Origin of the sequence: Paenibacillus sp. FSL H8-0175, from assembly GCF_045040615.1 — a bacterium.
Lineage (GTDB): Bacteria > Bacillota > Bacilli > Paenibacillales > Paenibacillaceae > Paenibacillus_AQ > Paenibacillus_AQ odorifer.
In genome coordinates this window covers 2233583-2260118 of record NZ_CP150299.1, presented here as the reverse complement: position 1 = coordinate 2260118, position 26536 = coordinate 2233583, and the positions used below count along the sequence as shown (strand labels likewise).

General features: G+C 42.8%; 25 protein-coding genes and 2 tRNA genes. 5 read left to right on the top strand and 22 right to left on the bottom strand.

The features are described from left to right. Positions 1 to 121: 121 nt before the first annotated feature. From MHH46_RS09660 to MHH46_RS09605, 12 genes are all read right to left on the bottom strand, one after another. Positions 122 to 820 (bottom strand): hypothetical protein, encoded by a 699-nt coding sequence (locus MHH46_RS09660; RefSeq protein WP_076191203.1) that lies wholly within the window; start codon positions 818 to 820, stop codon positions 122 to 124. Positions 821 to 1327: 507 nt separating this feature from the next. After that, on the bottom strand, positions 1328 to 1972 hold the full coding sequence (locus MHH46_RS09655; protein WP_076124949.1) for a hypothetical protein: 645 nt from the start codon (positions 1970 to 1972) through the stop codon (positions 1328 to 1330). A gap of 144 nt (positions 1973 to 2116) precedes the next feature. After that, positions 2117 to 2638 (bottom strand): hypothetical protein, encoded by a 522-nt coding sequence (locus MHH46_RS09650; RefSeq protein ID WP_076124948.1) that lies wholly within the window; start codon positions 2636 to 2638, stop codon positions 2117 to 2119. A gap of 21 nt (positions 2639 to 2659) precedes the next feature. Then, positions 2660 to 3121 (bottom strand): FMN-binding protein, encoded by a 462-nt coding sequence (locus tag MHH46_RS09645; protein WP_076124946.1) that lies wholly within the window; start codon positions 3119 to 3121, stop codon positions 2660 to 2662. 90 nt (positions 3122 to 3211) lie between these two features. Then, a complete protein-coding gene (locus tag MHH46_RS09640) occupies positions 3212 to 3790 on the bottom strand; it encodes a TetR/AcrR family transcriptional regulator (protein WP_076124944.1) in 579 nt (192 codons plus the stop codon). A 66-nt stretch (positions 3791 to 3856) separates the two neighbouring features. Continuing rightward, positions 3857 to 5938: an alpha/beta hydrolase fold domain-containing protein gene (locus MHH46_RS09635; RefSeq protein ID WP_076124943.1), complete on the bottom strand. Its 2082-nt coding sequence runs from the start codon at positions 5936 to 5938 to the stop codon at positions 3857 to 3859. Positions 5939 to 6145: 207 nt separating this feature from the next. Further along, the gene (locus MHH46_RS09630) at positions 6146 to 7687 is read right to left on the bottom strand and encodes a glycoside hydrolase family 32 protein (RefSeq protein WP_076191431.1); all 1542 of its coding nucleotides are present in this window, start codon (positions 7685 to 7687) and stop codon (positions 6146 to 6148) included. A gap of 103 nt (positions 7688 to 7790) precedes the next feature. Then, positions 7791 to 9275: a glycoside hydrolase family 68 protein gene (locus MHH46_RS09625; RefSeq protein WP_076191429.1), complete on the bottom strand. Its 1485-nt coding sequence runs from the start codon at positions 9273 to 9275 to the stop codon at positions 7791 to 7793. A 138-nt stretch (positions 9276 to 9413) separates the two neighbouring features. Beyond that, the gene (locus MHH46_RS09620) at positions 9414 to 10691 is read right to left on the bottom strand and encodes an ABC transporter substrate-binding protein (RefSeq protein WP_076191200.1); all 1278 of its coding nucleotides are present in this window, start codon (positions 10689 to 10691) and stop codon (positions 9414 to 9416) included. Between the two features lie 29 nt (positions 10692 to 10720). Next, positions 10721 to 11917 (bottom strand): helix-turn-helix domain-containing protein, encoded by a 1197-nt coding sequence (locus tag MHH46_RS09615; RefSeq protein ID WP_076124939.1) that lies wholly within the window; start codon positions 11915 to 11917, stop codon positions 10721 to 10723. Positions 11918 to 11922: 5 nt separating this feature from the next. Continuing rightward, on the bottom strand, positions 11923 to 13704 hold the full coding sequence (locus MHH46_RS09610) for a sensor histidine kinase (RefSeq protein ID WP_076191197.1): 1782 nt from the start codon (positions 13702 to 13704) through the stop codon (positions 11923 to 11925). Between the two features lie 209 nt (positions 13705 to 13913). Continuing rightward, positions 13914 to 14696, bottom strand: coding sequence for a helix-turn-helix domain-containing protein (locus MHH46_RS09605; RefSeq protein ID WP_076184293.1), 783 nt, complete (start codon positions 14694 to 14696; stop codon positions 13914 to 13916). Between the two features lie 209 nt (positions 14697 to 14905). On the opposite strand from MHH46_RS09605, the gene MHH46_RS09600 reads away from it, so the two are divergent. Next, positions 14906 to 15271, top strand: coding sequence for a VOC family protein (locus MHH46_RS09600; protein ID WP_051491055.1), 366 nt, complete (start codon positions 14906 to 14908; stop codon positions 15269 to 15271). A gap of 101 nt (positions 15272 to 15372) precedes the next feature. Here the strand turns inward: MHH46_RS09600 and MHH46_RS09595 are convergent, their stop codons facing one another. Continuing rightward, positions 15373 to 16578 carry an MFS transporter gene (locus tag MHH46_RS09595; RefSeq protein WP_076184292.1) on the bottom strand — a complete coding sequence of 402 codons (1206 nt, stop codon included), beginning with the start codon at positions 16576 to 16578 and terminating at the stop codon, positions 15373 to 15375. A 192-nt stretch (positions 16579 to 16770) separates the two neighbouring features. On the opposite strand from MHH46_RS09595, the gene MHH46_RS09590 reads away from it, so the two are divergent. Continuing rightward, positions 16771 to 17343 (top strand): TetR/AcrR family transcriptional regulator, encoded by a 573-nt coding sequence (locus MHH46_RS09590; protein ID WP_076191195.1) that lies wholly within the window; start codon positions 16771 to 16773, stop codon positions 17341 to 17343. 333 nt (positions 17344 to 17676) lie between these two features. Here MHH46_RS09590 and MHH46_RS09585 read toward each other — a convergent pair whose 3' ends face one another. Then, positions 17677 to 18555, bottom strand: a complete 879-nt coding sequence (locus tag MHH46_RS09585; RefSeq protein ID WP_076191192.1) for an SDR family NAD(P)-dependent oxidoreductase — start codon at positions 18553 to 18555, stop codon at positions 17677 to 17679. Between the two features lie 165 nt (positions 18556 to 18720). Here MHH46_RS09585 and MHH46_RS09580 point away from each other — a divergent pair, with 165 nt between their 5' ends. Continuing rightward, positions 18721 to 19179, top strand: coding sequence for a MarR family winged helix-turn-helix transcriptional regulator (locus MHH46_RS09580; RefSeq protein WP_076191189.1), 459 nt, complete (start codon positions 18721 to 18723; stop codon positions 19177 to 19179). Positions 19180 to 19253: 74 nt separating this feature from the next. Beyond that, a complete protein-coding gene (locus MHH46_RS09575) occupies positions 19254 to 19319 on the top strand; it encodes a putative holin-like toxin (protein ID WP_367946865.1) in 66 nt (21 codons plus the stop codon). A gap of 214 nt (positions 19320 to 19533) precedes the next feature. On the opposite strand, the gene MHH46_RS09570 is transcribed toward MHH46_RS09575, so the two are convergent. The 3 genes from MHH46_RS09570 to nrdR form a co-directional block, all read right to left on the bottom strand. Continuing rightward, positions 19534 to 19606, bottom strand: a tRNA-Lys gene (locus tag MHH46_RS09570). Between the two features lie 10 nt (positions 19607 to 19616). After that, positions 19617 to 19692: transfer RNA gene (locus MHH46_RS09565), tRNA-Ala, on the bottom strand. A gap of 250 nt (positions 19693 to 19942) precedes the next feature. Next, on the bottom strand, positions 19943 to 20419 hold the full coding sequence (nrdR, locus tag MHH46_RS09560) for a transcriptional regulator NrdR (protein WP_036678976.1): 477 nt from the start codon (positions 20417 to 20419) through the stop codon (positions 19943 to 19945). 164 nt (positions 20420 to 20583) lie between these two features. On the opposite strand from nrdR, the gene MHH46_RS09555 reads away from it, so the two are divergent. Beyond that, entirely contained in the window at positions 20584 to 20802 is a 219-nt protein-coding gene (locus MHH46_RS09555) for an alpha/beta-type small acid-soluble spore protein (protein WP_036678974.1), read from the top strand. Between the two features lie 84 nt (positions 20803 to 20886). On the opposite strand, the gene MHH46_RS09550 is transcribed toward MHH46_RS09555, so the two are convergent. The 5 genes from MHH46_RS09550 to polA all read right to left on the bottom strand — a co-directional run bounded on the left by MHH46_RS09550 (position 20887) and on the right by polA (position 26489). After that, positions 20887 to 21450, bottom strand: coding sequence for a lytic transglycosylase domain-containing protein (locus MHH46_RS09550; RefSeq protein ID WP_076124928.1), 564 nt, complete (start codon positions 21448 to 21450; stop codon positions 20887 to 20889). Continuing rightward, complete coding sequence (gene coaE, locus MHH46_RS09545; RefSeq protein WP_076191181.1) at positions 21447 to 22043, bottom strand: dephospho-CoA kinase; 597 nt, start codon at positions 22041 to 22043, stop codon at positions 21447 to 21449. The genes MHH46_RS09550 and coaE overlap by 4 nt, the downstream gene beginning before the upstream one ends. A 9-nt stretch (positions 22044 to 22052) precedes the next feature. Beyond that, on the bottom strand, positions 22053 to 22799 hold the full coding sequence (locus MHH46_RS09540; RefSeq protein ID WP_076124925.1) for a manganese efflux pump: 747 nt from the start codon (positions 22797 to 22799) through the stop codon (positions 22053 to 22055). Between the two features lie 131 nt (positions 22800 to 22930). Continuing rightward, a complete protein-coding gene (gene mutM / locus MHH46_RS09535; RefSeq protein ID WP_076124923.1) occupies positions 22931 to 23767 on the bottom strand; it encodes a DNA-formamidopyrimidine glycosylase in 837 nt (278 codons plus the stop codon). A 52-nt stretch (positions 23768 to 23819) separates the two neighbouring features. Next, complete coding sequence (polA, locus tag MHH46_RS09530; RefSeq protein WP_076191179.1) at positions 23820 to 26489, bottom strand: DNA polymerase I; 2670 nt, start codon at positions 26487 to 26489, stop codon at positions 23820 to 23822. Positions 26490 to 26536: the final 47 nt, after the last annotated feature.

The following is a 26536-nucleotide window of genomic DNA, read 5'->3' as shown; positions in this document are numbered from 1 at the left end:
TTCGAATAATGGATAAAACAAAACGTTATCCCATAAACAGCTATAACAGCCAGAGTCAGGTTAACGCCTCGCTTCATTTGATGTGTACGTCTTTTCTAAACGCAATATGCCAACATTTCGATTAAAGGGACCATTTTCCATAGTTCTGCATGCTTAATGTCCAGGTTTTCTCTGCGTATTTTACCGTCGCCATACTCTCTGAGAGCGTCCATGCGATACCAGCATACTGATCCTTATGATGGTCAAGGAATGATTTCCAATGTTGTCCCCCGTCTATCGTTATATATAACAATGTATGTTCATTTTCAGCAGGCCGAGTAATTAAGATTCCTTGATCCTTCGTAAGAAAGAGGGGAGGATAAGCATAGATTTGCGAGTTTACTAACTCATCCGGCACTGTGACAGTCTGTTCACTCCATGTAACTCCACCATCCATTGTTTTATATAAACCAACCTTTCCCTGCCAAGGCGCATTCGTTGTAATCCAGCCTTCTTTTTCGTTAACAAAAGTAATTCCCGATTTCACCCCGCTAGGAAGAGTACTTCCTGCTTGTAAGCTATCCCCAATCTCCTTCCAAGTCTCTCCCCCATCACTAGTTGTATAAAGCTCCATATCTTCACGTGACATTCCTTGAAAATGATAGACTGCTTTCCAACCTATATTTTTGTTGAGGAACACAGTATCTTCTCTGCGGTTATCTGAAGGATCAGGAGAAGGAGAAGTTTCCTGATTAGAGGTTGGATGAGGAATTGGAGTGGAATTGGAACAACCAGATGCTATCACTGCAGCAATTAGTAGTATTGAAACTAGATATTTCATCTTGTTACCACGCCTTCGTTTATTTTTCTAAAAAAGTATAGTGGTGCTGTACATATAGCTTGGTCCGCAAACGTATTCCGTAAATGAAATTTTATCCTAAACTATCTGAAAAGTATTGACAGTTTCTTTATATAATCCAGCAACACCAAGGCCTATCGGACCGAGGAGACGTTATTGGTTCATTTTCAAGAGAATTCTTCTGTTAACGGACTGAGATGCAACTATTTGGCTAATCCTCCTACTTTTATAGGCAATAAACAGACAATAAGTGCTATACGGTCCGCGAGTTCGGTAAATGGAGCTAAAAAGCAAAGATAAGCGCTATACAGTCCGTAGATGATGTGAACGAAACCTTCAAGCAGCAGGTTATCAGCTTAAAGCTATCAGCTCAAAGTAGATATGAATAAATTCATCAAGCAAGGATCTACTCTTTGAATGTCAAAAGAAAAAGAAACGGCATTTCTGCCGTTTCTTTGGGTTATGGATGGTCAGGACTCAGAGCCTGTTTTACTCCAATCCATGTTCTTTGCGGATGTTATACATGCCTTGAACAAGCAGTTCGGATGGATCCCGGTTCAATTGCAAATGAGTCAGCAACAGATGAAGCGGGAATGCGCATACGTTATTCCCATCGGTGATCGCTGGAAATCCAGCCTCGAAGACTGGTCCCAATTTCTCGTTCCATGCCAGCCCGACATGCACTTTTTCTGGAGCAAATTCTTGGGTAATTTCCTCAACACAAAGCGGAACTAACACATTGTCAATAATCCCTTTTGCTTCTTCTTCACTTGCTGGTGGTTTTGGAAGTGTTTTGCCTCCCTCAATTTTCATCAGCTCAACGAAGAATGAGGCCATCCATGCTGCCGGATCCTTACCCGACTGGAATCTTGCAATTAACTCGCGCAGAAAAAATCCGCAGGAATACACCTGATCTAATTCAGTTTTCACGTGAAAAACAAAAACAGGGCCGTAGGCTTCCATGTTCAATACTTGTCCTTCAACATCTTTAAAGTGTACTCTCAATGCTACAAGGCCGTTATGGTGAACAGCCTTTAGCAGCTGCGCCATATCCTCTTCAGACATTTCTGTATTATCATTTACTTCCTCATTCTCATTTGTTATTTCATTTTCATTAGTCGTCTCATTGTTCATTTTATAATTCCCTCCCATACCTATCATACCATCTAGCGAATTGAAGGAACACTTTATAATAGAACAATTTCTACCAGATTGCAGAGAAAACAAAAAAAACGGCAGCTTTGCCGTTTCTCTGTTCGTCTCGCTGGAGCTTAAAAGCTAGATCATATCCCTTACTTTCTTCACTATTTTTCCAGTTAATTGATTAATATCGCCCTCATTTAACTTATAAGCTGAGGTATCTTTACGTGCAGGTTTGTGATCTGCCGATATCAGATCTGCGATATGCTGCTCGATGAATACAACAGGGTCTGCTCCAGTTCTTTTTCTGAGCTCCCCTGGTACCTTCGGATTTGGACCGTCAGCTCCACCATTGATTGAAAGGTAACCATACTTTTGCGGATTTTTCTTCAAGTACTCTAAATAGGCGCGGAGCGGTGTGGCCACTTTTCCCATCCAAACCGGTCCAAAAAATAGGATAATATCATATTTTCCTATTTGCTCAGGCTTCGGTTGAACCAACGGTATCCTGTCAAAAATCATATCAAAGGTAATCCTACCGAGTGTTCGGGGTTTAGCTTCCGAGATTCGGATATATTCAGCCGACAACGCTTTCGCCACACTCCTTGCTAATGCTTCATTATTACCTGTGAATGAATACGAAATGACTGCAATGTTCATATAAATTCTCCTTAAAATGAATTATTTCGTCTCCGCCTGCAGTAGGGCATTTTCGAGTGCCTTAAGATGTGTTTTAGAGGTAAGCGTTGCCCCGCTGATAACGTCCACCTGAAGAGACTGCGATTCAATCACATGACCAAACAAATCACCAATGCTTAGCCCACCCTTCAGTTCAGCAGGGTTCCCTGTTTTGTCCAAGGCACCTTTGAGTATTTTGATATCTGACAGCCGTCCAGCAGATATTGTGGCCTTCACCATGGTATCTCTGGAATGATCTTTGATGCCAATGTATTCCCCCACATAGCTGCCCTCCCGCAGTTTCTGTATATCTATGGCGTGGATAGTAAGCTGCTGAACTTCATGCCTTCCCGGAGCAGATAAGAGAATACCACCTATCCAACCTATGACTGTAATCCCGCATAGAATGCTGAGAACAATAATCCATTTATTGAATTTTCGCTTTTTTCCTCTTCTCTTACTCACCTGCTTGCCTCCTTCCTTTTGATTTAAAATTTGAATGAATATTTTATAATTCATTCATTTCACTAAAAAAAAAACTGCACCATAAGTGTATTAGGGGCAGTCTGTCAAACCCTTCATAATTAGTTCCAGCATATTGTCCAAAAGTTGTGGAAAATACTCCAGCCCGATTTCTTCCTTGTGGGTTTCCACATTAATCATTGCGCCGAAGATCATCATAATCATTTTACTATCCATATCGCTGCGCATTTTACCATCGGCTTGCCACTGCTTAATGATTTCATGGAAGCTATCATACAAGAAGTCGTTTACCTGAATGTTGGTTTCTTCCCGGTACAGCTGTTCGATTTTTGCGAAAACACTTTTGTTATACCATTCCTTAAGAATGGGGTTGGCTATCATACCTTCCAAATTAAGCACCATCATCTGCCGTATTAGTGCTAATGGGCTTTGGCTCATATCGAGCGATTGCATACAGCTTTTTTTGAGCTTTTCGTTTTCCTCTAAAAAAATATCCATAAAAAGCTTTTCCTTGGAGGGATAATAGTTGTAAAAACTTCCTACAGCTATTCCAGCCATTGTGGTAATGCCAGAAACATTCGTGTCTTTAAAGCCTTTATTGCTAAATAGCTCTTTCGCACATTCGTATATCTTTGTTTTTTTGTCTTCCACTTTTCGTCTCTCCGTGAATGAATAATTATTTTTTCATTCATATCATAGTGTTAACAGCAGAATATGTCAATGCACAAATAGATCACCAAAAGCATCAACATCCTTAGCCGAACCAATGCCGCTGTTAAATTCCACCCAGCCCTTACGCCCCTCACCATCATTGTCATTGACCAATAACGAAAATTTCACCTTCATTCCTGGCTTCACCTGTACATCGTCGGATTTTAGTTCACGCCAGGGAATGGCTAGTTCGTAGCTGGTTTTTGAATCTTTACGTTCCACGGCATACTGTAATTCTATAGCATCACCCAAATTAAACCCCTTGGGTGCCAACCAGCACCATTTGAGTAATTCGCCCGTATCTCCGCGAGCCACACCGAGTTCATGGTACTCAGAAGGCACCGTTCCATCCCCGTTGGCAATGCCAATTCCAATCTGGATGCTGTCCCCACTCCAGATGGCATCTCCTGATGCTGACTGTGCATGATAATCATCGATAACTTCTACCCCAAGGTAAAGATTGTCGGCATCCCATGCTAAGGAACCCTTGGCGCTGAGATCCTGCTCTCCTTGCCAGCCCATGATTTTGACATCCTTCACATCAAAGGGAGCTTGATTCCCCCAGTCCGACAAGTTGCCATCGATTTGGACAGGCGGACTGAGTTTCGGCAACAGAAGCACGTTAGAAGAATCAACTGTCGATTGCAATAAGGTACCTATATCATTAAAAACTTTAAGCGAGCGCTGGCCTCTTGCCAGCTCAGGAATCTCAAGACGAACGCTCTTACCCGGCTCCAGATTTTCCACAGTCGAAGCATAAGTACCTCGGGTAGATCGTCCCGTCTCATAATCAGCTTCCACTGAACCGCTGAAATTGCTTGTAGATTGATTAGTAACATCCATATGGGTTTTTATCTCTTTGGCAGACTCCTCATAAAAGGTCTCGTAATACACTGCCAGCGGGTCGATTACGTTGATATTCATAGTGAAGCTTGATGCCGCTGTAGGATCTGCACCCTGAGAGACGAACAGCGAATCGTTTCCGCGCACCAAGCTTTCCGGAACCTGTATCCGCAGCGAACCTTCTTCTTCTCCATTAAGCAGCCATCCCTCTGGCAAATCGATATTAAGCGGCTCCTTCGATGCGCTGCGATAAGCTTCAGGCAGCTTAATATCAAAAGTAGAACCAGAAGCAACCGTGATCCCCGAATTTTCCGGAAGACTCGCAAGGTCCGAACTGTTCATGACATTCCACAGAAAATGTGCTGTCGTCTCCATAATTTCATCGATATATTTTTCATTTTTATAATCATGTCCGACTCCCTCCAGCGTGAGCAGATTATGATAAATACCTTTCTCTTTCAATTGAGCGGCTAGGTCAATACTTTGCTGGTACGGCACCATTTTATCTATCGTTCCATGAATAATTAGGACAGGCGGCAGCTTGCTGTCAGCACTTCTTGTCAGTTCACCACCATAAATATCTATAATGGAAAATACAGACTTAACTAGGGAGGGATCTCTTGCTAAGGATAGATTCACAAAGTTCATGGCCAGATGACCTCCTGCTGAATCTCCGCCAATAACTATACGTTCCTTGTTCAATCCATAAGTCTCCGCATGCTCATTAATCCATTTGATCACATCGTTTATATCCTCATTAGCATCATTAAGTGTGCGAGTAAAATTGAAAAACGGATCTTTTTTTAGCCTATAATCAATAGTGAGAACAGCATACCCCCGTTTCGCCAGGCCTTCGGAAAAATCTGCTGCATCAGACTTATCCCCTCCGGTATAACCTCCGCCATGAATAAAAATAAATACTGGCCTCTGCTTGGTTTCATCTCCAATGGGCTGGTACAAATCGAGCTTCAGCGGTTCTTCAGCATCCGTCTCGTTTTTCTTACTTGCATACAAAATATCGTGTTTCACTGTAACTTTATATGCGGGATCCAAGTACTGCACCGGAGTTTCTCTGTTATTTACAGTAACGTTAGCCATTGTTGTGTTAGTATCAACAGTACTCGTAGGCAGCACTTCCTGCACTTGCTTCTCAGAGGCGCTTTTATTTTCCCGGTGATTCAGCAGCAACCATGAACCTAATACAATAAACAGAATAAGAACAACATAAATAGGCCTTCGCTTCATTAGGACAACCTCCCAGAATGATTTTGAAACCAAAAAAGTAACGTGATGCCAATAACATCATTCTAGAATTCAAGATAGCGTTTAACAATTATGTATTCCTTCGTGAATTAGGTTTAATATTACGAACTTATAATAAAAAAAGAGGACATCCATAGGTTGGAGTGCCCTCTTATTGCGCAAGAATTAGAAAAACTCTGTATATTCATTCTAATCTTTGCCAAAATGCTTAATTACAACATTATTAAAAATCGCGGTGCCACCTTCAGAAAACAAGGTAATGCCTTGATCCTTTATTTCCGGGAAGATTTCATTAGAAAATACAATTTCACCATCATCTATAAAAACTTCAATACTTGTTCTATCCACAAGGATCTTCAGATGCACTTTTTTCTTGTTCACATCAAAGGGGGCCTTGCTTTCAAGATATCTGTCACTCTCATCAGGTTGTCCAGTGAAGGCTCTATTAACATAAGAATATTGTCCTTCAACAAACACTCCTACGTCCACGTGGCGCGTCTTATCTGCGGATTCACGAAGTCTTAAGCCTACATTGGTACTCTCTGACCAAGATAGATCTGCATCGAGCTGGTAATTTTCGCCTGTGATATCAAGTGTTGACGAGCCGTTCACTTTTATTTGTTGCAAGGAATCCGTTGAAGTTACCATTTGATCTAATGCTTCGATGGGCTGTGATACTAACTGATACGACTGCTCTTCATCTCGTGTTAATTTTATTTGACGCACGATTGAATCCATTCCGTTAAAACCTTCGTTAAGATTGGGGGTAACATGAGGGTAATCCCAATTATTCATCCAGGCCAAAGCATATCGATGATTGTATTGATCCTTGTCCTTTCCTTCTTCAAAAGTTACAGCACCATACCAATCAAATCCATAATCTAGCCACTGTGGTTCATGATGATCCGCGATAAATTCATTCTCATTAAAATCTCCAGTCCAGTAGGCATACGTGTTAGGTTTACCTATCGACTTACCATTTGCACTGACCCCAAGAACCCATTTATAAGTGCCATCATTCGCCCGCATCATATAGAAGTCAGGACACTCTACAATTCCAATATTTTCTGTTTCGAAGCCACTTGTGTAGTGCCAATCCTTTAAATTGTCAGACTCGTAAAAGCCTACTTTCGTACCTTCGGCTAGCGTCATCACCCATTTATGAGAATGTTGATCCCATATTACCTTCGGGTCTCTGAAATCTTCTGTGCCCGGATTTGGCAAAATAGGATCATCACTATAAGATTTAAACGTCAGCCCACGATCCGTACTGAACCATAAATATTGTTCTTGCTTCCCCCCCTCTGCAGAGGGCTGTGTTAAAATCGCCACAATAGCCCCTTCGCCAAAACCTGCTGTATTGCTATCGTCAACAACAACAGATCCTGACCAGGGATCACCATTGGGTGTTGTATATTTTGGAATCGCAACGCCTTCATCTGTCCAGCTCACCAAATCCGTTGATGTGGCATGTCTCCATTCTGTACCATTTCCATCCGGGTAATCAGCATTATAGAGATAATAGTAATGATATTTACCATCAAAATAAATGGGTTTTTGCGGATCGTTTTTCCAATGCTCAGGTACAGTGAAATGATAGCTAGCCCGAGTGGTAGGTTTATGATCAGGAACGTCGGTCCCCGGCTTCTTCTTCTCTCCAGCGTCATAAGTTACTAATACTATCGTCACAATACAAATTAAACAAAGGATTAATATAGTGATTCCTATCATTTTTTTCTTATTCAAAATATACCTCGCTTTTTTCACATTGCTAATCTCAGCTTATAAAAAGAAAAGTAAACGCCAACTACATTGGCATTTACTTTGTAAATGATTAATACGGTTTGTTACCTTTAAGCGTCAATTGCCCTTGTTCCAAAATGCTGTTCGGTACAACTGAAGTCTTGGAGCCTTTAATATTCAGCACAAAGCTTGGGGCAAAAGTGGAATGATGATCCCCAAAGTAACCTCTATTCGTCATGTAACTTGTGATGACTACATTATTCCCTTTCGCTTGCGGAATCGCAAAGTGAGCATAAGTCCAGGTAATATCATAAGGATTAAGATCTTGATGGAGGACAAGTCCTGTACCATTTAATGGTTTATACGGTCCGGTTAAAGAATTAGATACGTACCCGAGCATATAGATGTCTTCATCATCAATGCCATCAATGAACATTTTAGAACCTCTTGAGCTTGTGAACAGATACCACTTGCCATTCAATTTAAATATGTTCGCACGTTCAATTTCATCTGTCACGGTATTGGAGGCAAGTAGCGGCTTCATTTCTTTTTTGAATGTATAATCATTATTTAATTCAATGATACCGAGCGCACCATTCGCGGTTTCCGCAGATGTTTTGTCAGCACTGCTTAGTAATTTCTTTTTCTCCGCTTGGAAGAAGGCATTGCTATTACCATAATAAGCTTTGTTAAAGAGAGATTCTTCACCCTGGTAACCCGTAGTTGTCCCTGTATTTGCTTCAAACACAAGATACTTGTGGCCTTTATCCTCCACATAGTGAGGATCTCTTAAGGTATGATTATCGTCGTAATCGCCTTTGCTAAAACCGGTGATATCAACACTTTGATAAATTTCACCTTGATTACCGTCATAGATGGATTTCATATCTTCTACGCCATCAATCTTAAGGGTATCCCCATCCGGGGCAGAGACATTAATTTGAGCTGTAGTTAAAGTTTGTTTCCCGTAAAATCCGCGATCTGGATCCCAAGGATGACGATTAGTGTAAAACAAGCGAACTTTGCCATCAGATGTCATGGTTGCTGAACCGGACCATTCTTCGGCTTGATTGTTTAAAACATAATCATCAGGAACAAGTTTGTCACTATCCTTAAACACTCTGCCGGCATTCTTCCAGCTGCTGATAGAGTTGTCTCCTTCTTTCTTATAGAACAAATAAATAAATGTGTCTGATCCATTATTAGGGTCGCCCGCCAGACCAAAAACAATTTGATACCCCTTATAACTGGCTACAGTTCCATCTGCATTTTGCAGCGGCCAAGTATCCCAAACATCCATTTCAATTTTGTTTCCATTCTCATCGAACTTAATGGCTGCAGGAATGTTCTCAATCGTTGAAGCATCAAATTTGGGGACTTGGAATTGTTTACTATTTTGTTGTTTGGGTAATTTCAACATGTCAGCGCGAGTGATATGAGAGAAACCATAGTCATTGTACTCCGGCTTGTTCGGCTTGTTATTTCCTTTCGCAAAGGTTTGAGTAGCTCCACCTAACATTAAAGCAGCTGTAAAGGTTAGGATTGTTGTTTGTTTAATCATTTTCTTGAAATTCATCATCTAACTCCTCTTATACTTTAAATTTGGGTTTCGATCTTCCTTTGTGCTGTTCCCCTTTTAAATTCTAATGAAGAGTAGACGTTATGAGTATGTCGTAAATTGATGCATTTACAGGGTTATATTGATTTGGTTTTATTACTTCACATGGGTATCCCACGATTTTTGAAGTTCTTGAAGCAATTGATCCCGATTAATTTGCTCTCCTACATAAGCTTGCATAAGATAGCCAAACTCCTCTCTTGCTCTGGGAGGGAATTTGAACCAATTCCAAGATAAAGTTTTCTGTTCATCGACGTATCGCATAAGATCTTTTACAAGCGCTCCCGAACGGTCCGTCTCTATATTTTTAAAAGCTGAAATAAAATGAAAGCGATCCTTCATGAACTTTTTCCCTGTTTCCGAGGAAACCATCCAGTTCAAAAACTTTTTGGCTTCCTTCTTCTTTTCTGGCGAAGATTCTTTATTAACAGCCCAATTATTAGATACCCCTACTGGCAACGCATTGTTTTCGGCACCATCATTAATAGGCATGGGTAAAAAACCGATATTCATATTCGGCGATATTTGATCAATTTTAGACTGAACCCAATTCCCTTGTTTTAGAATCGCCGTTCTCCCTGTTGCAAATAACTCAACTTCCGAATTATAATCTGTTGTCAAAAAATTTTCGTTACCATATTGTACGGTCAAATCCAGCATCCGAATGACATCTTTAACTTCCTTATTCGCTCGAAAAGATTGTGTTCCGTTGTTTAACCCTTGAATAAAAGCATCCGGGTCCTCCTGTTGTGCAATAGCAATATTCAACAGGAGTACAAAAAACCAATGATCGGAATACCCAACAGAAAAAGGAGTCACACCTATAGCCTTCAGCTTTTTCGCCGCCACTTTTAATTCCGTAAACGTTGTTGGGAGAGGAGTAATCCCAGCCTTTGCGAATAAATCCTTATTATAAATAAAACCGTAGCCTTCAAAATTGATTGGCATCCCGTATATTTTCCCGTCCATCTTCATCGGTTCTAGCGCCTCGTCATAAGCCTGTTCCACCCAAGGTTGATCTGATAAATCCTCAAGATATCTACTCCATGCCTTCGCTTCTTCATAACCGCCATTTGGAAAAATATCCGGACCAACATTGGCAGCAAACCTCGCCTTTAGCTCATCAAGGTAGTTAGCTCCCCCGCCAAAGGTTAGAATTTCTACGTTAATATTCGGGTTTTCCTTTTCATATTCCTTAACCATCTGCTCGAATTCTATAGAGATTTCCACTTTAGGATTCAGTACCTCCAAAGTGACTGCCTTATCCGCTACCTTCAAATCCGCTTCCTTCAGTGGACGTGTATGCGCACCACATGAAGAAAGCGTTAGCGTAATCAACCCCACGATAATCATTTGAACCCTTTTTATTTTCATAATTCCCCCAGATGCATTCAACAATGAACTTATGTATTGGCTATCCTGACTTCCGCGTCTATTTCTCTTGCTCCCTGTGAATTACGATATTCAGCAGGCGTCATACCGACGTTTTTTTTGAACAGCTTAGAGAAATAAATCTCATCTTGATACCCTAGCTTTAAGGCAATCGAGTACATCTTTTCATCCGATTCTAGTAACCACTGTTTCGCTTGATTTATTCGTAAATGAATGACGTAGTTAGTAAGAGTCATCCCTACTTCTTGCTTAAATCTCCGCGAGATATGTTCTCGGCTCAGAAAAAAACGGGTGGATAATTTGTCCAAACTTAGCTCTTCCATATAATGCTCATCAACAAATGCGACAATATCATTCATACGCCTAACATCATCTAAATCCGCCAAACGATGGATTGCTCTAAAATTTTGTTCAGCCATAGACCTTTGTACAGATTGAAAAGATAACGATATCTCTGCGAGCGATTGGATGGAGGGGCCACTAACCAAACGAACAGGTATATCAAAATGCTGGGTAATCCATTCCTCTATCGGGAAAAGCTGTCCATGAAGGGACAGAATCACACAGACATTAGGATCATTTTGAAGCGTAAATGCATTTCCCCACTCCCGTGTAGCCAGCTCTTCGGTCAAAAGCTGAATGTATGGCTCCGAATAATGAGATTGGTAAAAATACATCATGGTGAAGTCGTATACTTCTGCCTGTGGGAGAGCCGAGGCAATTTCGCCTGCATCAAAAGCTTCACCGTTACAAGCAGCAGTAATCTCCCTGTTTAAGCGAAACATTTTTACCTCTTCATAAAATCCGGACTCCATATTGCGACGTTCTCCCTCTTCTTGTTCCCAGGCTCTCAACGCCCCTTCTAAAGTTTCATTCAGCATTTTCTCTTCAATTGGCTTCATCAAATAATCAAAGCATCCCAGCTTAAACGCTTTACGCATGAAACAATAATCGTCAAACCCTGAAATCATAATCACTTTTCCCGGATAGTCTTTAGCAGCCAACCACTCGATTAACTCCATCCCGCTATTTTTGGGCATTTTGACATCTGTCATTATGATTTCTGGAGATTTCTGCTCAATCAACGCCTTAGCCTCGAGACCATTTCTGGCTTCCAGCACTTCGGTAATTCCGTATTGTTCCCACCGTCCCAAAAAACGGATGATTTTTCTAACATTAGACTCATCATCTACAATAAGAGCTTTCATAAACGTTACTTCTCCTTTAGGTAGAGTGGAATTACTAGCCGTACAGTGAACCCTTGTCCCTGCATCGAATCTAGTTTGATTCCCGCTGTCTGATCGAAATGAAGAACCAAGCGATCATGAATGTTTTTTAACCCGATATGTGCAAAAGAAGGATTGCCTTCGTTAACCGATGTGTAGAGATTATTTTTTAATGCCTCAAGTTCATCATCCGTCACGCTGTTTCCGTTATTTTCTACGACTAGATTCAAATATTCACCTTGTATTTCACCATAAATATGGATGTAAGCTTGTTCATAGCCCTCGTCATAACAGTGCTTAAAAAAGTTCTCAACGAGCGGCTGCAAGATCATACTAGGAACCGGAATATCAAGAATATCTTTAGGCACATCAATGGAATAGCTAAAATCAGTCTGAAAACGTTCCGCTTGAAGATTCAAATAAGCCTGTACATAATCCACTTCGCTTTGAACCGTCGCCTTCTGATCCACACGAATCGAGTACCGCATCATTTTGGATAAAGAGGTAATCAGTTGATATACTTTTGGAGATTCAGAGAGTAGGGCAACTGCAGCAATAGATTGTAAAGAATTAAATAAAAAGTGCGGATTGATCTGCGACTTTAGCGCCCTATGCTGATTTTTCCTGTTCTCTATCTCAAGCTTATACTCCCGGTCAATATGACGGTTGATCCGATTCATCATCTCCTTGATATGTCTTTCTAGAATACCGATTTCGTCCTCCCGCATATCGTCGAATGGGGCATTCATATTCCTCCCCTCGATACGCTGGACTTTTTGACTAAGCAGTTTTATCGGCCGTGTAAATCCATAAGAAATGATTGTTATCATTATCAAGCCCAGTCCACCTACAACCACACCTACGATGATGTTTGTATAGGCAGTTTTCCTTACATCTTCAAATAAAAAAGAGCTCGGGGTTACCTTAGCAAAATGCCACGCTTTTATCGGTTCCTGTAATGTTCTAGTAAACACAATATCTCCTTCTGGAGATTTAGTATCTGCCTGTATCGGACTTATTTTCCTTTGCAGTTCATCGGGAACGGTTTTGCCTATCCATGTTTCATCACTTGCGTAAATGACATGATTCTCCGCATCGGAAAGCCATACGCTCTCTTTATTTTTCTGTAGAAAATGATTAGCGATATGAGCAATCTTGTCCAAATCAATATCTATAGTGATGACGCCCAGAAATTCCTGTGTTAGGACATCCACAATTTTGTGATGAACCGTCAAGACCATCGTTTTATCCGAAGGAGGCATAATGGAGGTATCGTTATAGTTCTCAATCGGATGCGGAGCTTCAATAAGATCATTGCTATTAGAGCTCATCAGCTTCTGAATGGAAGCTTGCTGTAATAAATCCGGATTCCTTTTACGGGAACTTAACATGGCATTATAAACTGTAAATGAGCTTTTCCCTTCGTTTATGAATAGACGGACCTGACGAATTTCACTCCTCATGAGATAGAAGTTAGTCATACCCTTATTAATTTCAAGCTGCTTGTAATAAAAATCTTCTTCTAACCCTTCTTCAAACACCCTGAATAAGTCTGGATTTCGGTATAAAATATATGGAAGATTAATGATTTCATCAAAATATTGCTCTAGATCGGCTGACGCCTGCTGAATTTGCTCTTGGCTGTTCTCAAGTTCATGTCGTTCCACATTCTCTTTCGTCTGCCGATAGATCAACAACACGGATAAAAAATACGGTAGAATTATAAACACAAGCAGCAAGAATAATAAGCGCTTATGAATGCTTTTCAAATAAATACTCCTCTGTAAAAATTTCGGTTTTCAGCAAAAAATCTAATATCAGGTTTTATATTTTCACAAATATCCAACACAAAATCAAAATACTTGTTGCTGAGCAACAAGTATTTTTGCCGGATCAATATATGACAAACGCCAGTCGTTTATTACCCAAATTATATCCATATGAAACAACCGTAAAGAAATTTCCGCAAATTAATCAGCTATTTGAAAATTGAAATAATTACCTGCACAATGGGTTTCCAAAGATGTGGATATTCTTGCTGAATTAACTTTCTTACCTCCTCCCCCTTGATGTCGTTGAAATTATTATCTTGAGTAATAAAGGTATAAGCACCTTTTACGGTATCCCCTATAGCTATATGCCCGCTTGCATACCCACCCATTGCAATATGGGAAGCGATAGAGAGACCACCCAAGGAGAACATACCTACAGCTAAACCTCCAACAGCAAATATTCCCAATGCTATTCCACCAACGGCCATTGTACCCGCCGCAATGCCCCCAACGGCTAACAAAAGCCCTAGAGCCAGACCTGCAAAACTGATGAGTCCTAGAGCAAGCGCACCTAAACATAATCCGCCCAAAGCAACAATACCAATGGATACCGCACCAATCGCAACATTACCTATGGCAATAACCCCTTTGGCAACGTATAGCCCCCGTCCGATATGGATATGAACCAGAGGAATTCCAAAGCATGTTCTCTTACTTTTGTACTCATAATGAAACAAGGAATTCAGATCTACATATACGGGGCTTGCGACATGCTCTGCTCTGGTATCGCTTGAAGCATCCTTCACCAGATGATCCAAACTTACGTGAAATAATTCACTTAAACTAATCATCTTATCCATTTCGGGATAGGATTGACCTGATTCCCACTTAGACACGGCTTGCCGCGAAACACCAATCACCTCCGCCAAGTTCTCCTGGGACATTCCTCTCTGTTTCCTATAGCTTTGCAATTTATTTGCAAAGTCCATTCGCCATCACCTCATGCTCATCATATTATAACGTTCTGTAATTGACTACCTATCTCCCCTTACATACTGTCAACCACTGGTTGCACAGCTGATTTTGCGGGCTTTTATCCTCATTAAACGTTCTTGATTTCCCATTCTCCCTGTTTCCGGGCAAGATGATAGCGTATAATATACGATATAGAATATTCATCAGAGGAGACTATAAAACCATGAAATTGAGTATGAATTGGATTACGCTTCGGGTCCGCGATCTGGAGGCTTCCCTTCATTTTTATAACCGGATACTGGGGCTACCCATTGAGCGTAGATTTGAGAGCAGTGGAAAACAGATCGTCATGTTAGGTCTGGAGGGGCAACCCAAGATCGAGCTTATTCAGGGAAGTGACCCGGCTTTGAAGCCGGAATGTGGCGTTTCTGTGGGTTTCGAAGTGGAGTCACTTGATGAAGCGATGGAGAGTTTAAAAAGCCAAGGTATCCCAGTAGCGCGCGGACCAATCGCACCCAATCCCCACCTGCGGTTCTTTTATATCCTGGACCCGGACGGGTTTGAGGTGCAGTTAGCGGAGCATAACTAACGTTTATCAAGCGTTATTACCTCAAAAAGAAATAGACCGCCCTAACCAAAGGTAGCGGTCTATTCTGCCGTAAGCCTAACCCCCACTCTTAAAGCAAGGATTTATTCAACAGCTTTAGTTGATCTTTTTTCAGTGAAAAAGTAAACCAAAGCCAATAGCGGCAGGATCACTCCGATGAGTGAGGCGAAGGTCCATCCCCCATAGGCATAAGCCCAACCACCCAAAGATGATCCAACGGCTCCACCCACGAAGAAAATCGCCATAAAGATCCCATTAAGACGTCCCCTCGCTTCACTTCCCAATGAATAAATCACACGCTGTCCGAGTACAAGATTTCCGGATACGGCCATATCCAATGTAATCGCGGAAATAAAGAGCAGGATGAGAGCAAAAGTTGAGTGGCTATGGAAAAGATGAATTAGTAAAAAAGACAAGGTGGCAATGATCATGGCCAGCCCGGTTAACCATTTGCTCCAACCTTTATCTGCCAGTCTTCCAGCAATCGGCGCGGCTACAGCCCCACCAACACCTACTAAAGCAAACCATGCGATCCCTTGCTGCGACATTCCAAAATCATCCGCCAACCGCAACGGAACCACCGTCCAAAAGAGACTAAAAGCTCCAAATAAACAAGCTTGATATAAGGCACGTCGGCGCAATATAGGCGTTTGTTTTAAAAGGGTGCCTAAAGAGACAATTAATTTACTATAGCTTACCGAAGGTGCAGGTTTACGTTCAGGAAGAAATCGCGACAGCAGAATGGCTAACAACGTGATGACGACCGCTGAAAAAATAAAAACGGCTTGCCATCCCCAGATGCTGGTGATAAAGCTTGCCACGGGCCGGGCAAACATAATACCAAGTAAGAGTCCACTCATAACATTACCAACCACACGCCCACGCTGCTCTTCAGACGCTAAATAGGTGGCATAAGGCACCAGGATTTGAGCTACCACAGAACCGGTTCCTATAAACAAAGATGCTGTCAGGAACAAAGGCGCATTAGCTGCGAAAGCTGCAACCAGCAATGCACCCACTGCAACCATTAACGTGATTATCGTGAGACGCCGATTCTCAACAATGTCACTCAGCGGCACGATAAATAACAAACCTACAACATAACCGATTTGAGTTAAAGTGACGATCAAGCCTGCGGCTGTAGAAGAAAGTCCTGTCGAGACACTGATAGGTCCGACAAGGGTTTGAGCATAATAAAGATTGGCCACGATAAGCCCGCATGCCGCTGCTAACATAAACATCATCCAACTTGATATGTGGTTCTCTTTCGCCGCTTGTTCTTTTTGCATGTGAATCCTCCTCAGATGATCATAATAATTTAAATACTATACGTTCAGTTCACTAATTCATGTTTAAATAATATACTGAACGTATCGTTTTGTAAATAGGCGATGGTCATTTATTTTTCCAGATTTTTTTAGTATACTGAACGTATAGTTTATATTTTGATTGGAGACAGATTAACGAAAGGGTGATTTCAGATGGAGAGTAAACGAGGACGTCCGCGTAATGTTGAGACGGAGAAGTCTATTCTTTCCGCTTCCTATGATTTGTTATTGGAAAATGGTTTTGGAGCAGTTACGGTGGAAAAAATAGCGGATCGTGCCAAGGTCAGCAAAGCTACGATATATAAATGGTGGCCTAACAAGGCTGCCGTGGTGATGGATGGATTCCTATCCTCCGCTGCGGACAGACTGCCCGTACCTGACGCAGGTTCAGTATTCGATGATATTCTCATGCATGCAACGAACTTATCCCGGTTCCTGATTAGTCGAGAGGGTAAAATCATTACGGAGATCATTGGCGAAGGACAGATGGATTCAGGCTTGGCGGAAGCTTATCGGACCCGATATTTCCAGCCTCGCCGGCTTGAGGCACGGCTGCTTATGGAACGAGGTGTTCAGCGCGGGGAATTGAACGATAATCTCGATATTGAAGTTGTTACCGATCTTATTTACGGGCCGATATTCTACCGCTTGCTGGTGACCGGCCAACCCATAGACGATGCTTATGTGCAGCAGTTGGTGAGGTACGCTTTTGAAGGAATACGGTAACTAACGGGAACGGTAAAATAGACCGCCCTCTCTCACAAGGGATCGGTCTATTTCTGATCGTAGTACTATAAAATGTCGGACTGGCGGAAGGTTGAGATACAACGGACCGAGGTGCTCTTATTTTCTCATTATGAGGCGTTTTCCCAAGCTATCGGACTCCTACGCACTTATCTAGTCTTTTAAAAGCAAAATACTGCTACTGATGAGGGAATAAGTGCGATACGGTCCGATCACTCGACTAATTTCATTAAATAAAGAAAATAAGAGCTATACAGTCCGCAGGATCATGAATGGGTGATTCGAACGGACATGAGGTTAGTTTCACTAATTAAATCAGTTTCCAAATAAACCTTTCTGCTGCAAAATGTCTCGCGTATCGTTCCATAATTTATTTTCCATTACCTTATCTCCTCCCGGTTGTACGGGTACAATGGGATTGCCTGTCCCAACGTTAAAATATCCCCCACTGCTCTCTTGATACTTAGGATCGGTCATTAAACGAATAATGATCTCCGCTCCTTTACGAGGATCGCCAATACGAAAGAAATTCAATAAGTGCTTAAGCAACGAAGAAAACCAAAGTTCACGCCCGAGACCTGTAACGTTAAAACCCGGATTCAATGCATGAACACTGATTCCCGTGCCTGCCCAGCGGCGTGCAAGCTCACTGGTAAACATAATATTTAACAGTTTGGTTTTCCCATAAATCTCAGAAGATCCTCTGGAAGTAAAAGAAGCTGTATTGAGCAAATCTCCTGGCAACTTTAGTACTCCATGACGGCGTGAAGCTTCTGAAGCAACATTTATGATTTTTGCACTTCCTGCTGCTCTCAAAGAACGTTCTAAGGTATGTGTCAATAACCATGGTGCAAAATAGTTCACAGCCATCATTTCTGAGAATCCATCGGCAGTTATCCGCTGTTCAAACCCATGAAGTCCTGCGTTATTTATTAACACGTCTATCTTCGGAAAAACACTAGATATTTCTTGTCCTAACCTAGTGACATCCCTCATTGAGGATAAATCTCCGTAGAAAAAACTAATTTTGGCTGCTGGTACGCTCTCCTTTATCATTTTTTCAGTTACTTCCGAACGAGTTTTACTCCTTGCAGTCAGAACAAGATGGGCACCTCGCTTAGCCATTTCAAGTGCAACGAGTTGTCCCAAACCGCTTGTAGCTCCAGTAATTACAATAATCGGCTTTGTCATCATCTACATTCTCCTTTATATCAGGAATTCATCAGGGGCAATTTCATTTTGACAGCGTATTGTCCAAGTCATATAATTGATATATATCAACTATATGTTGATGATTGACATATGTCAACTAAATAGATGTATGACAACTTTAAAATACAAGGGTAGGTGGTTAAAACAATGAATACTGAACGTAAAGACACGTTGAGAGGACAATTAGAACTGAAGCTAGGTGGACAAATTAGTGCTCTCATTAGCGCTTCGCATGCCCTAAATGTCAGAACTGCTGCCGCATTCGATTCATCTATACAGCCTGCTGCTTTCCATATAGTCCGTTGGCTGTACTCTTATGGACCAACAAGCGCCTCTGTGTTGGCAGAATCAACGGCTATGGATCGTAGTTCAGTCAGCCGTCTCATCAAGCAACTCGAAAATTTGGGTTATGTTAGAAGAGAAGATTCTCCTAATGATCGTCGAGCCATCCTTCTTACACTCACTGAACTTGGACGACAAAAAACCTTTGATGCGCTGCAGGATAAGGAATTCATATTTTATGAGCGCATAGCTCAATGGGATAATCAACAGCTTGAAACCTTTATCCAAATGCTTCAGGAGTTTAATGGATTTAATGATAATTAATAAATGGGAACAAAAAAAGAAACAGCATCTTGCTGTTTCTTTAGATATGGATTGTCTGTAATTGGAGTCAGCAATTGTCATTGATGTTCATGTTCGGCATGTTCATTATTGCACTGCTCAACTACCTCAAAAAGAAATAGACCGCCCTCTCGCAAAGGAATGCGGTCTATTTCCTGACTAAACTTCCGAAGCCGCCGCCCTTAAAAGCGGCTATTGCACTGGGAGTCGTGTTTCCGCACGACTCTCTTTGCATTGTACGTTTTATCTACCCAAACTATACCACGATCAAAACCAAATAAAAAGTCACTCTTCCCCAAACAGCAAAAAAACGGCATTTCTGCCGTTTCTTTAGGATGGACTCTCAGGGGCTCGAACCCTGGACAAATAGATTAAGAGTCTACTGCTCTACCAACTGAGCTAAGAGTCCATATGATGTTTGGTGGAGCCAAGGGGGATCGAACCCCTGACCTCATCGCTGCCAGCGATGCGCTCTCCCAGCTGAGCTATGGCCCCAAACTGAAATTTCAGATGTATGAAATCACACATTTTTTAATTTTAGTTTGGTCGTAATTGAGTTGTTCCGATAAACTCAAGCGTCGTAGGCGACTTCTATATAATATAAAAAATCGCCCTCTATGTCAACACTTTTTTTAAAAATCATTTTTCCACTCAAATTCCCCGCTCAAAACTCAGAGGAAACAAACCAGTACAAGCACTCCTAACAGACCCTAAGATTTGCTGTACGCCCTAACTGGACAAAACCCTATAATCCCTCTAATTCTCCCGTACTCTTGGATAGCAGCCCCTTGAGTTCCTTCATGAACATATTAATATCCTTGAACTGGCGATATACGGACGCAAAACGAACGTAAGCCACTTCATCTACTGGGTAGAGCTGCTCCATCACGAATTCACCAATCTGTTGGCTTTCCACTTCCGCAACGGCGATGCCGCGCAGAGATTTCTCAACCTCGGACACGATCTTTTCTAGACGTTCCACAGAAACCGGCCGTTTCTCACAAGCACGGATGAGACCGCGGAGTATTTTATCACGACTAAATTCCTCACGGCTGCCGTCTTTTTTAATTACAATGAGTGGCGTTTCTTCAATCATTTCAAAAGTAGTGAAACGTTTGCTGCAACGCTCACATTCACGCCTACGACGGATTGACTTATTTTCATTCGCTGGTCGCGAGTCCAGCACTTTAGTATTTGTGTGATCGCAGTAAGGGCATTTCATAAGCTTCATCACTTCCTATTACATAATGGTATGGGTCCCGGCACGTTATAAATCCGGCTTTTGAACGGCTTTTTTATTATTTCCAGAAATCACCGTTTTTTTCTTGTAATGATAATGGCAAGTCCGGCACATAATACAGTTACCAACAGAGGAGGTGAACAGCAATGAGCCAAAGCAACAACTCCAATAACCTTGTAGCTCCAAATTCCCGCGGTGCCTTGGAACAACTTAAATACGAAGTTGCCCAAGAACTAGGAATCACGCTTTCCCCAGATGGTTACCAAGGCAATAAAACTTCTTATGAAAATGGTTCGATCGGTGGTTACATCACTAAACGTCTTGTAACCCTGGCAGAACAACAACTGGCAGGTCAATACAAATAACCTGACCAACATAAGCTTTTTGAAGAAGTATTAAACGACCTACAGGTCGTTTAATACTTCTTTTTATACATAACACGGTAGAAATTAAAATTCTTTGTAAATGTCCGTGTACTGATCATAGTAATAATTAACGCGCTGTACATAATGCCTGGTTTCACCAATGGGAATATCTTTAATGGTTGCATCTGTCCCATCCCAGACCCCTTCGTCCAACCAGCGTTGAACTTTTCCGGGCCCAGCATTATAGGCTGCGATAATTGCTGTACGTTTACCTTCGAACTGACGGGATAAAGTTGAAAGATACCATGTACCCAGTTCAATATTAGCCGAAGGCTCATGCTTGAGTTCTTCCATAGATACGTTTGGAAGCTTGGCCTTTTCCAGCGCCCACTTCGCGGTATCCGGCATAAGCTGCATCAGCCCTAGTGCGCCTTTTTTGGATTCTCGTCCAGTTTTGAAGTTCGTTTCTACACGAATAATCGCGGTTACAAGAAACGGGTCTATCTCATAAGTGATGCTGTGCTTGCGAATCTCATCTTTAAAATGGATGGGATAAAACCACGACATCCAGTTAGTACTCAGAAACAATATTGCCGTAAAACCCACAAATAGCAGAAGCAGTACTCTTTTTTTACGTAGCCATTTCATGATAAACCCAGCCTGTCCCAAAACACAGCAACCTGTTGCTCAGTGTACGCAAGATCGCCACTGTTGTCGATGATGTAGTCCGCTTTATTACGTTTCTGCTCAATATCCATCTGTGCATTCAATCGCGCTTCTGCTTCTTCTAAAGAGAGCCTATTACGTTCCATTAATCGAGCAATTTGCATTTCACGGGGAACGTAGACTACTACAATCTCATGGAACAGGGTCTCAAGCCCTGATTCAAAAAGAAGCGGAATATCCACAATAATAAGCCGCTTCGGCTCTTCCTGCTCCATGCTGTACATACGGTCTTTGATTTCCTGCCGGATAGCAGGATGCGTCAAATTGTTCAAGGTTTGCAGGGCCACAGGATCTTGAAAGACGATTTCACCTAATTTGGCCCTATTCAGTGTTCCATCCGTAAAAAGGATCTCTTTTCCGAATTGCTTAGCAGCAGCAGCCAACACTTCATGCCCGGGAAGCATAACTTCTCTGGCGATCACATCGGCATCAACCAGCCTCGCTCCCTTGTTCACAAGCAGTGCAGACACTGTGCTTTTTCCGGATGCGATTCCTCCGGTTAAGCCTATAATCATGTACTCACCTCATAATAGCTTCAGTATTCCCATTGCAATTAATAATAACGCTGGTAATGCGGCAGCATGCTTCATCCAGTAGTTCCCGGCAAATCTAAGTCCAGTCTTCATACCCAGCAATAGAAATGTACCACTAAACAAAGCTATTGTAAGTGATGTCCATATCGGATTGAAGCCAAGCAGCGCTGCGCCAAGTCCAGCCCCAAAAGCATCCAGAGAGAGCGCAATCCCCAGTATCATCGCTTCCATCGAAGAGATGCTTCCTGAGGCATCCATATCCGCAGAAGACGGGGTACGCAAGATCTGTACTACGATCCCCAAACGGCGAAGCTCAAGTGAAAAAACAGCTGATTTCAACGGTTCATCATTCATAACAGGTTCTGTACCCGCTTCAGAATCAGCAGCTACCTCTGCCCAAGCCTGCTCGGAAAATGAGCCCTTATCTACCGTTTCAGCTTTACGTCCGCCATCTGCATCTTTCTCTTTCTGCATCAGCATCTGAACAAGCGACCAGCACCCCATTAGCACAAGTATAACTGCACCAACTATAGAAGCTGCATTCGGAGACACTACCTTGGCAAGCAAAACCCCAACCTGCATCGATACACAGATAACTACCCCCGAACAGAGCGAGATAATCAGAACGGAGAGCAGTGGTATTTTCATTTTACGCAGCCCATATGTAATTCCTACACCAAAACCATCCAAACTCAAGGCAAACGCTAGCAATAGCAGTGAAAATAATGGGCTGAGCACCCGCAATCCCTCCTGTGAAGAACCGGAAAACTGAAATTTTATCGTTTCAGCTTCCGTTCTCTATTAAGCATTCTTCACACAGTATATGGGCGGGACAAGTAGTGGGTGCCAACCTTATTATTTCAACAAATTCAGTGAACAGTCGGACGCTGGCAATTTGGACAATAATGCGTGCCACGACCGCCTACAACCGTCTTCTCAATCATCGTTCCGCAGTTACTACACGGCTGATCCTTACGACCGTAAATCAATAGCTGCTGCTGATACGTACCGCTCTCACCTTGGCCATTAACATATGACTTAACAGATGAACCTCCGGCGTTAACCGCTTCGGCCAGCGTGCTTACAATAGCATGATGCAGCTTGTCCAATTGATTGTCCGTGAGCGCTTTGGCGCTGTCTTCAGGATGGATACCCGCACGGTGCAACGACTCATCTACATAAATATTGCCGATGCCGACGATATATTCCTGATTAAGCAGCAGCGATTTAATTTTGGTGCTTTTACCGGACACGATCTGCTTAAACCTCTCCGGTGTAAAAGAAGGCTCCAGCGGCTCCTGCCCCAGCTTATTTAAAGGCGGCAGCTGAAGATCTTCTCCCATCTGAAAAAGATGCATTGTCCCGAATTGGCGAACATCCGTGTAACGCAGCTCAGTTCCATCCGTAAAATGAAAAATCACATGTGTATGCTTGTCCAGTGGGTCATCATTTGAAAAAAGTCCGTAACGGCCTTCCATCCGTAAATGTGACACAAGCACCAGACCATCCAGCACAATACGCAAAAACTTTCCTCTTCGTTCAACTTTTACAATGCTATGACCTGCCAGCAGGTGGGCAAAAGCCTGAATATCATCCGGACGCTGAATAATCCGCGCCAACCGGACGGTTACATTCTCTATCTGCTTTCCATTAACTAACTCATTAAGTGTTCTCTTGACTGTCTCTACTTCCGGTAATTCCGGCATGATGTCTTCACCTCAACTACATTATAGCTGATATGCACACCTTAAAGGGAGTCTATTTCGCCTCGTACCAGTTACTTCCAAAGCTGACCTCTGCCTTAAGCGGCACAGATAACTTTAGGGCTCCACCCATTACTTCCGGCAAAAGCGTCTTCATAAGCTCCATTTCATCCTCTGGCACCTCGAATACAAGCTCATCGTGTACTTGAAGCAGCATACGGCTCTTAAGCCCACGATCAAATAACGCCTTGTCCATATGCACCATCGCCAGCTTGATTATATCCGCTGCTGTTCCCTGTATAGGTGTATTCATTGCTGTCCGCTCCGCAAAAGAGCGCAGATTAAAGTTCTTCGCATTAATCTCCGGCAGATAACGGCGACGTTCGAGCAATGTGGTCACATAACCATACTTTCGTGCCTCCACTACAATATCGTCCATATAGCGGCGCACACCCTGATAAACCTCAAAATACTGTTCAATAAATTGCGCGGCTTCCTTACGCGGAATATTCAGATTCTGCGAGAGACCGTAATCACTGATCCCGTAGACGATCCCAAAGTTAACGGCTTTTGCGGCACGGCGCATATTACTGTCCACCTGTTCTGCGGTCACACCGAACACATCCATCGCTGTCTTCGTGTGAATATCCATATCATGCAGAAAGGCTTCCTTCATCCGCTCATCACCGGAAATATGTGCCAGCACACGCAGTTCGATCTGCGAATAGTCGGCTGCTAAGATGGACCAGCCCGGTTCGGACGGAACGAATACCTTGCGGATTTTGCGTCCTTCCTCTAGACGAATCGGGATATTTTGCAAGTTCGGGAATTGGCTGCTAAGCCGTCCTGTAGCGGCAATTGTCTGCCGATAGAATGTATGCACCTTCCCTGTGTTCGGGGAAATTTCTTTAAGCAGCCCCTCTACGTAGGTAGATTGCAGCTTTGCAATTGTGCGATATTGCAGAATCAAACGCACCACATCGTGGTATGGCGCCAGTTTCTCAAGCACTTCGGCATCCGTGGAATAACCCGTCTTCGTCTTCTTGACGACAGGCAGACCTAGCTTTACAAACAAGATTTCACCCAGCTGCTTTGGTGAGTTCAAATTAAACTCAGTGCCACAAATCTCGTATATTTCACTGACCAATTTGGAAATTTGCGCCTCGAATTCTTTTCCAAGCTCTTTAAGATCACCAGCATTGACTGCAATCCCCTGTTTCTCCATATCCGCCAAAATCCGTGACAAAGGCATTTCCAGATCCTCGAATAGCCCTGTCATTGCGGTCTCCACCAGCTCCTGCTGTTGCTTCTGTGCGATTCCAAGAACCGTTGCACTCTTTCGTGCAACGTGATTTCCTAAAACTTCAAGCTCAGGGATTTTGTATTTGGCACCTTTACCAAATACCTCTTCATCAGGAGAGAGCCGCGGCAAGCCGTATTTAGCAGTGAGATCATTTAGATTCTGATTAGCCTCCGTAGGATCAAGCAAATAAGCCGCCAGCTGCACATCATGGGCTGCACCTGCAAAAGCAATTCCCTGCCAGTGTAGAGCCAAATCAGCGCGGTGAAGATCATATCCACTTTTCGGAGCCTTTTCATCTCCTAGCCAATCACGCAGCTTCGCAGCGGCCGGTTTATGCAGTAATTCAAACGGCACATAGTAATGCCGCTCCAGAGAGGACAATCCTATTCCGATTACCTCGGCACGATGCGGATTATCTCCATACGATTCCACATGCAACGCCGAAATATCAGCCAGGGCTTCACTGAGCTCCTTAAGTTCTTCTTCACTTACGATCGTAATATCAAGTGCCGCAGCTTCTACTTCAGCTGCACTCTCCTCACCCTCGGCAACAGGAGCATAAGCACTAAGCGACAAACGTTCCAACAATGATTTAAATTCCAGCTTGGCAAGCGCTGGTCCGGCTGTATCCGCTGAAATTCCATTGAAGACCATGTCTTCCCACGAATGCTCAAGCGGTACTTCACGATAGATGGTCGCTAATTTTTTACTCATCACCGCATCTTCCGCATGGGTTTCCAGTTTCTCTTTCATTTTACCCTTTAGCTCACCGGTTCCAGCTAAGACACCTTCCACTGATCCAAATTGATGCAGCAGCTTCAAAGCTGTCTTCTCACCTACGCCGGGTACTCCCGGGATGTTATCACTTGCATCGCCCATCAGCCCTTTAAGATCAATGATCTGCTCAGGGGTTAGGTCATATTTCTCCCGGATTTGTTCCGGCCCATAAAGCTCAACTTCGGTGACCCCTTTGCGGATTAAAGCAACGGTCGTATGTTCAGAGGCCAGCTGCAACATATCCTTGTCTCCCGACACGATCATAACCTGCCGTCCCGCTTCATCCGCCTGGCGTGAAATGGTGCCAATAATATCATCAGCCTCATAATTGCCAATTTCAAACTGCGGTACACCTAAATTAGTCAGCAATTCCTTCAACAAAGGGAACTGCTCGGAGAGTTCCGGCGGTGTTTTTTGCCGGCCGCCCTTATAATCTTGATAACCTTCATGCCGAAAAGTAACTTTCCCTGCATCGAAAGCGACAATCATATGTGTCGGTTTATGTTCTTCGATTAAACGAAGCAGCATCGTTGTAAATCCGTACACCGCATTTGTCTGTTGCCCTGCTGTATTCGTCAGCGGGGGCATCGCAAAAAAAGCACGGTAAATAATATTGTTTCCATCTATAAGTATCAACTTGTCCATAGTGCACCTCGCCTTTTTCATGCTTACTCCTTACATCTTACCATATG

Bases quoted from the DNA above. Each gene is read 5' to 3' on its own strand.
- MHH46_RS09660 (WP_076191203.1), bottom strand. From the start codon at position 820: ATGAAATATCTAGTTTCAATACTACTAATTGCTGCAGTGATAGCATCT.
- MHH46_RS09655 (WP_076124949.1), bottom strand. From the start codon at position 1,972: ATGAACAATGAGACGACTAATGAAAATGAAATAACAAATGAGAATGAG.
- MHH46_RS09650 (WP_076124948.1), bottom strand. From the start codon at position 2,638: ATGAACATTGCAGTCATTTCGTATTCATTCACAGGTAATAATGAAGCA.
- MHH46_RS09635 (WP_076124943.1), bottom strand. From the start codon at position 5,938: ATGAAGCGAAGGCCTATTTATGTTGTTCTTATTCTGTTTATTGTATTA.
- MHH46_RS09630 (WP_076191431.1), bottom strand. From the start codon at position 7,687: ATGATAGGAATCACTATATTAATCCTTTGTTTAATTTGTATTGTGACG.
- MHH46_RS09625 (WP_076191429.1), bottom strand. From the start codon at position 9,275: ATGAATTTCAAGAAAATGATTAAACAAACAACAATCCTAACCTTTACA.
- MHH46_RS09620 (WP_076191200.1), bottom strand. From the start codon at position 10,691: ATGAAAATAAAAAGGGTTCAAATGATTATCGTGGGGTTGATTACGCTA.
- MHH46_RS09615 (WP_076124939.1), bottom strand. From the start codon at position 11,917: ATGAAAGCTCTTATTGTAGATGATGAGTCTAATGTTAGAAAAATCATC.
- MHH46_RS09605 (WP_076184293.1), bottom strand. From the start codon at position 14,696: ATGGACTTTGCAAATAAATTGCAAAGCTATAGGAAACAGAGAGGAATG.
- MHH46_RS09600 (WP_051491055.1), top strand. From the start codon at position 14,906: ATGAAATTGAGTATGAATTGGATTACGCTTCGGGTCCGCGATCTGGAG.
- MHH46_RS09595 (WP_076184292.1), bottom strand. From the start codon at position 16,578: ATGCAAAAAGAACAAGCGGCGAAAGAGAACCACATATCAAGTTGGATG.
- MHH46_RS09590 (WP_076191195.1), top strand. From the start codon at position 16,771: ATGGAGAGTAAACGAGGACGTCCGCGTAATGTTGAGACGGAGAAGTCT.
- MHH46_RS09585 (WP_076191192.1), bottom strand. From the start codon at position 18,555: ATGATGACAAAGCCGATTATTGTAATTACTGGAGCTACAAGCGGTTTG.
- MHH46_RS09580 (WP_076191189.1), top strand. From the start codon at position 18,721: ATGAATACTGAACGTAAAGACACGTTGAGAGGACAATTAGAACTGAAG.
- nrdR (WP_036678976.1), bottom strand. From the start codon at position 20,419: ATGAAATGCCCTTACTGCGATCACACAAATACTAAAGTGCTGGACTCG.
- MHH46_RS09555 (WP_036678974.1), top strand. From the start codon at position 20,584: ATGAGCCAAAGCAACAACTCCAATAACCTTGTAGCTCCAAATTCCCGC.
- MHH46_RS09550 (WP_076124928.1), bottom strand. From the start codon at position 21,450: ATGAAATGGCTACGTAAAAAAAGAGTACTGCTTCTGCTATTTGTGGGT.
- coaE (WP_076191181.1), bottom strand. From the start codon at position 22,043: ATGATTATAGGCTTAACCGGAGGAATCGCATCCGGAAAAAGCACAGTG.
- mutM (WP_076124923.1), bottom strand. From the start codon at position 23,767: ATGCCGGAATTACCGGAAGTAGAGACAGTCAAGAGAACACTTAATGAG.
- polA (WP_076191179.1), bottom strand. From the start codon at position 26,489: ATGGACAAGTTGATACTTATAGATGGAAACAATATTATTTACCGTGCT.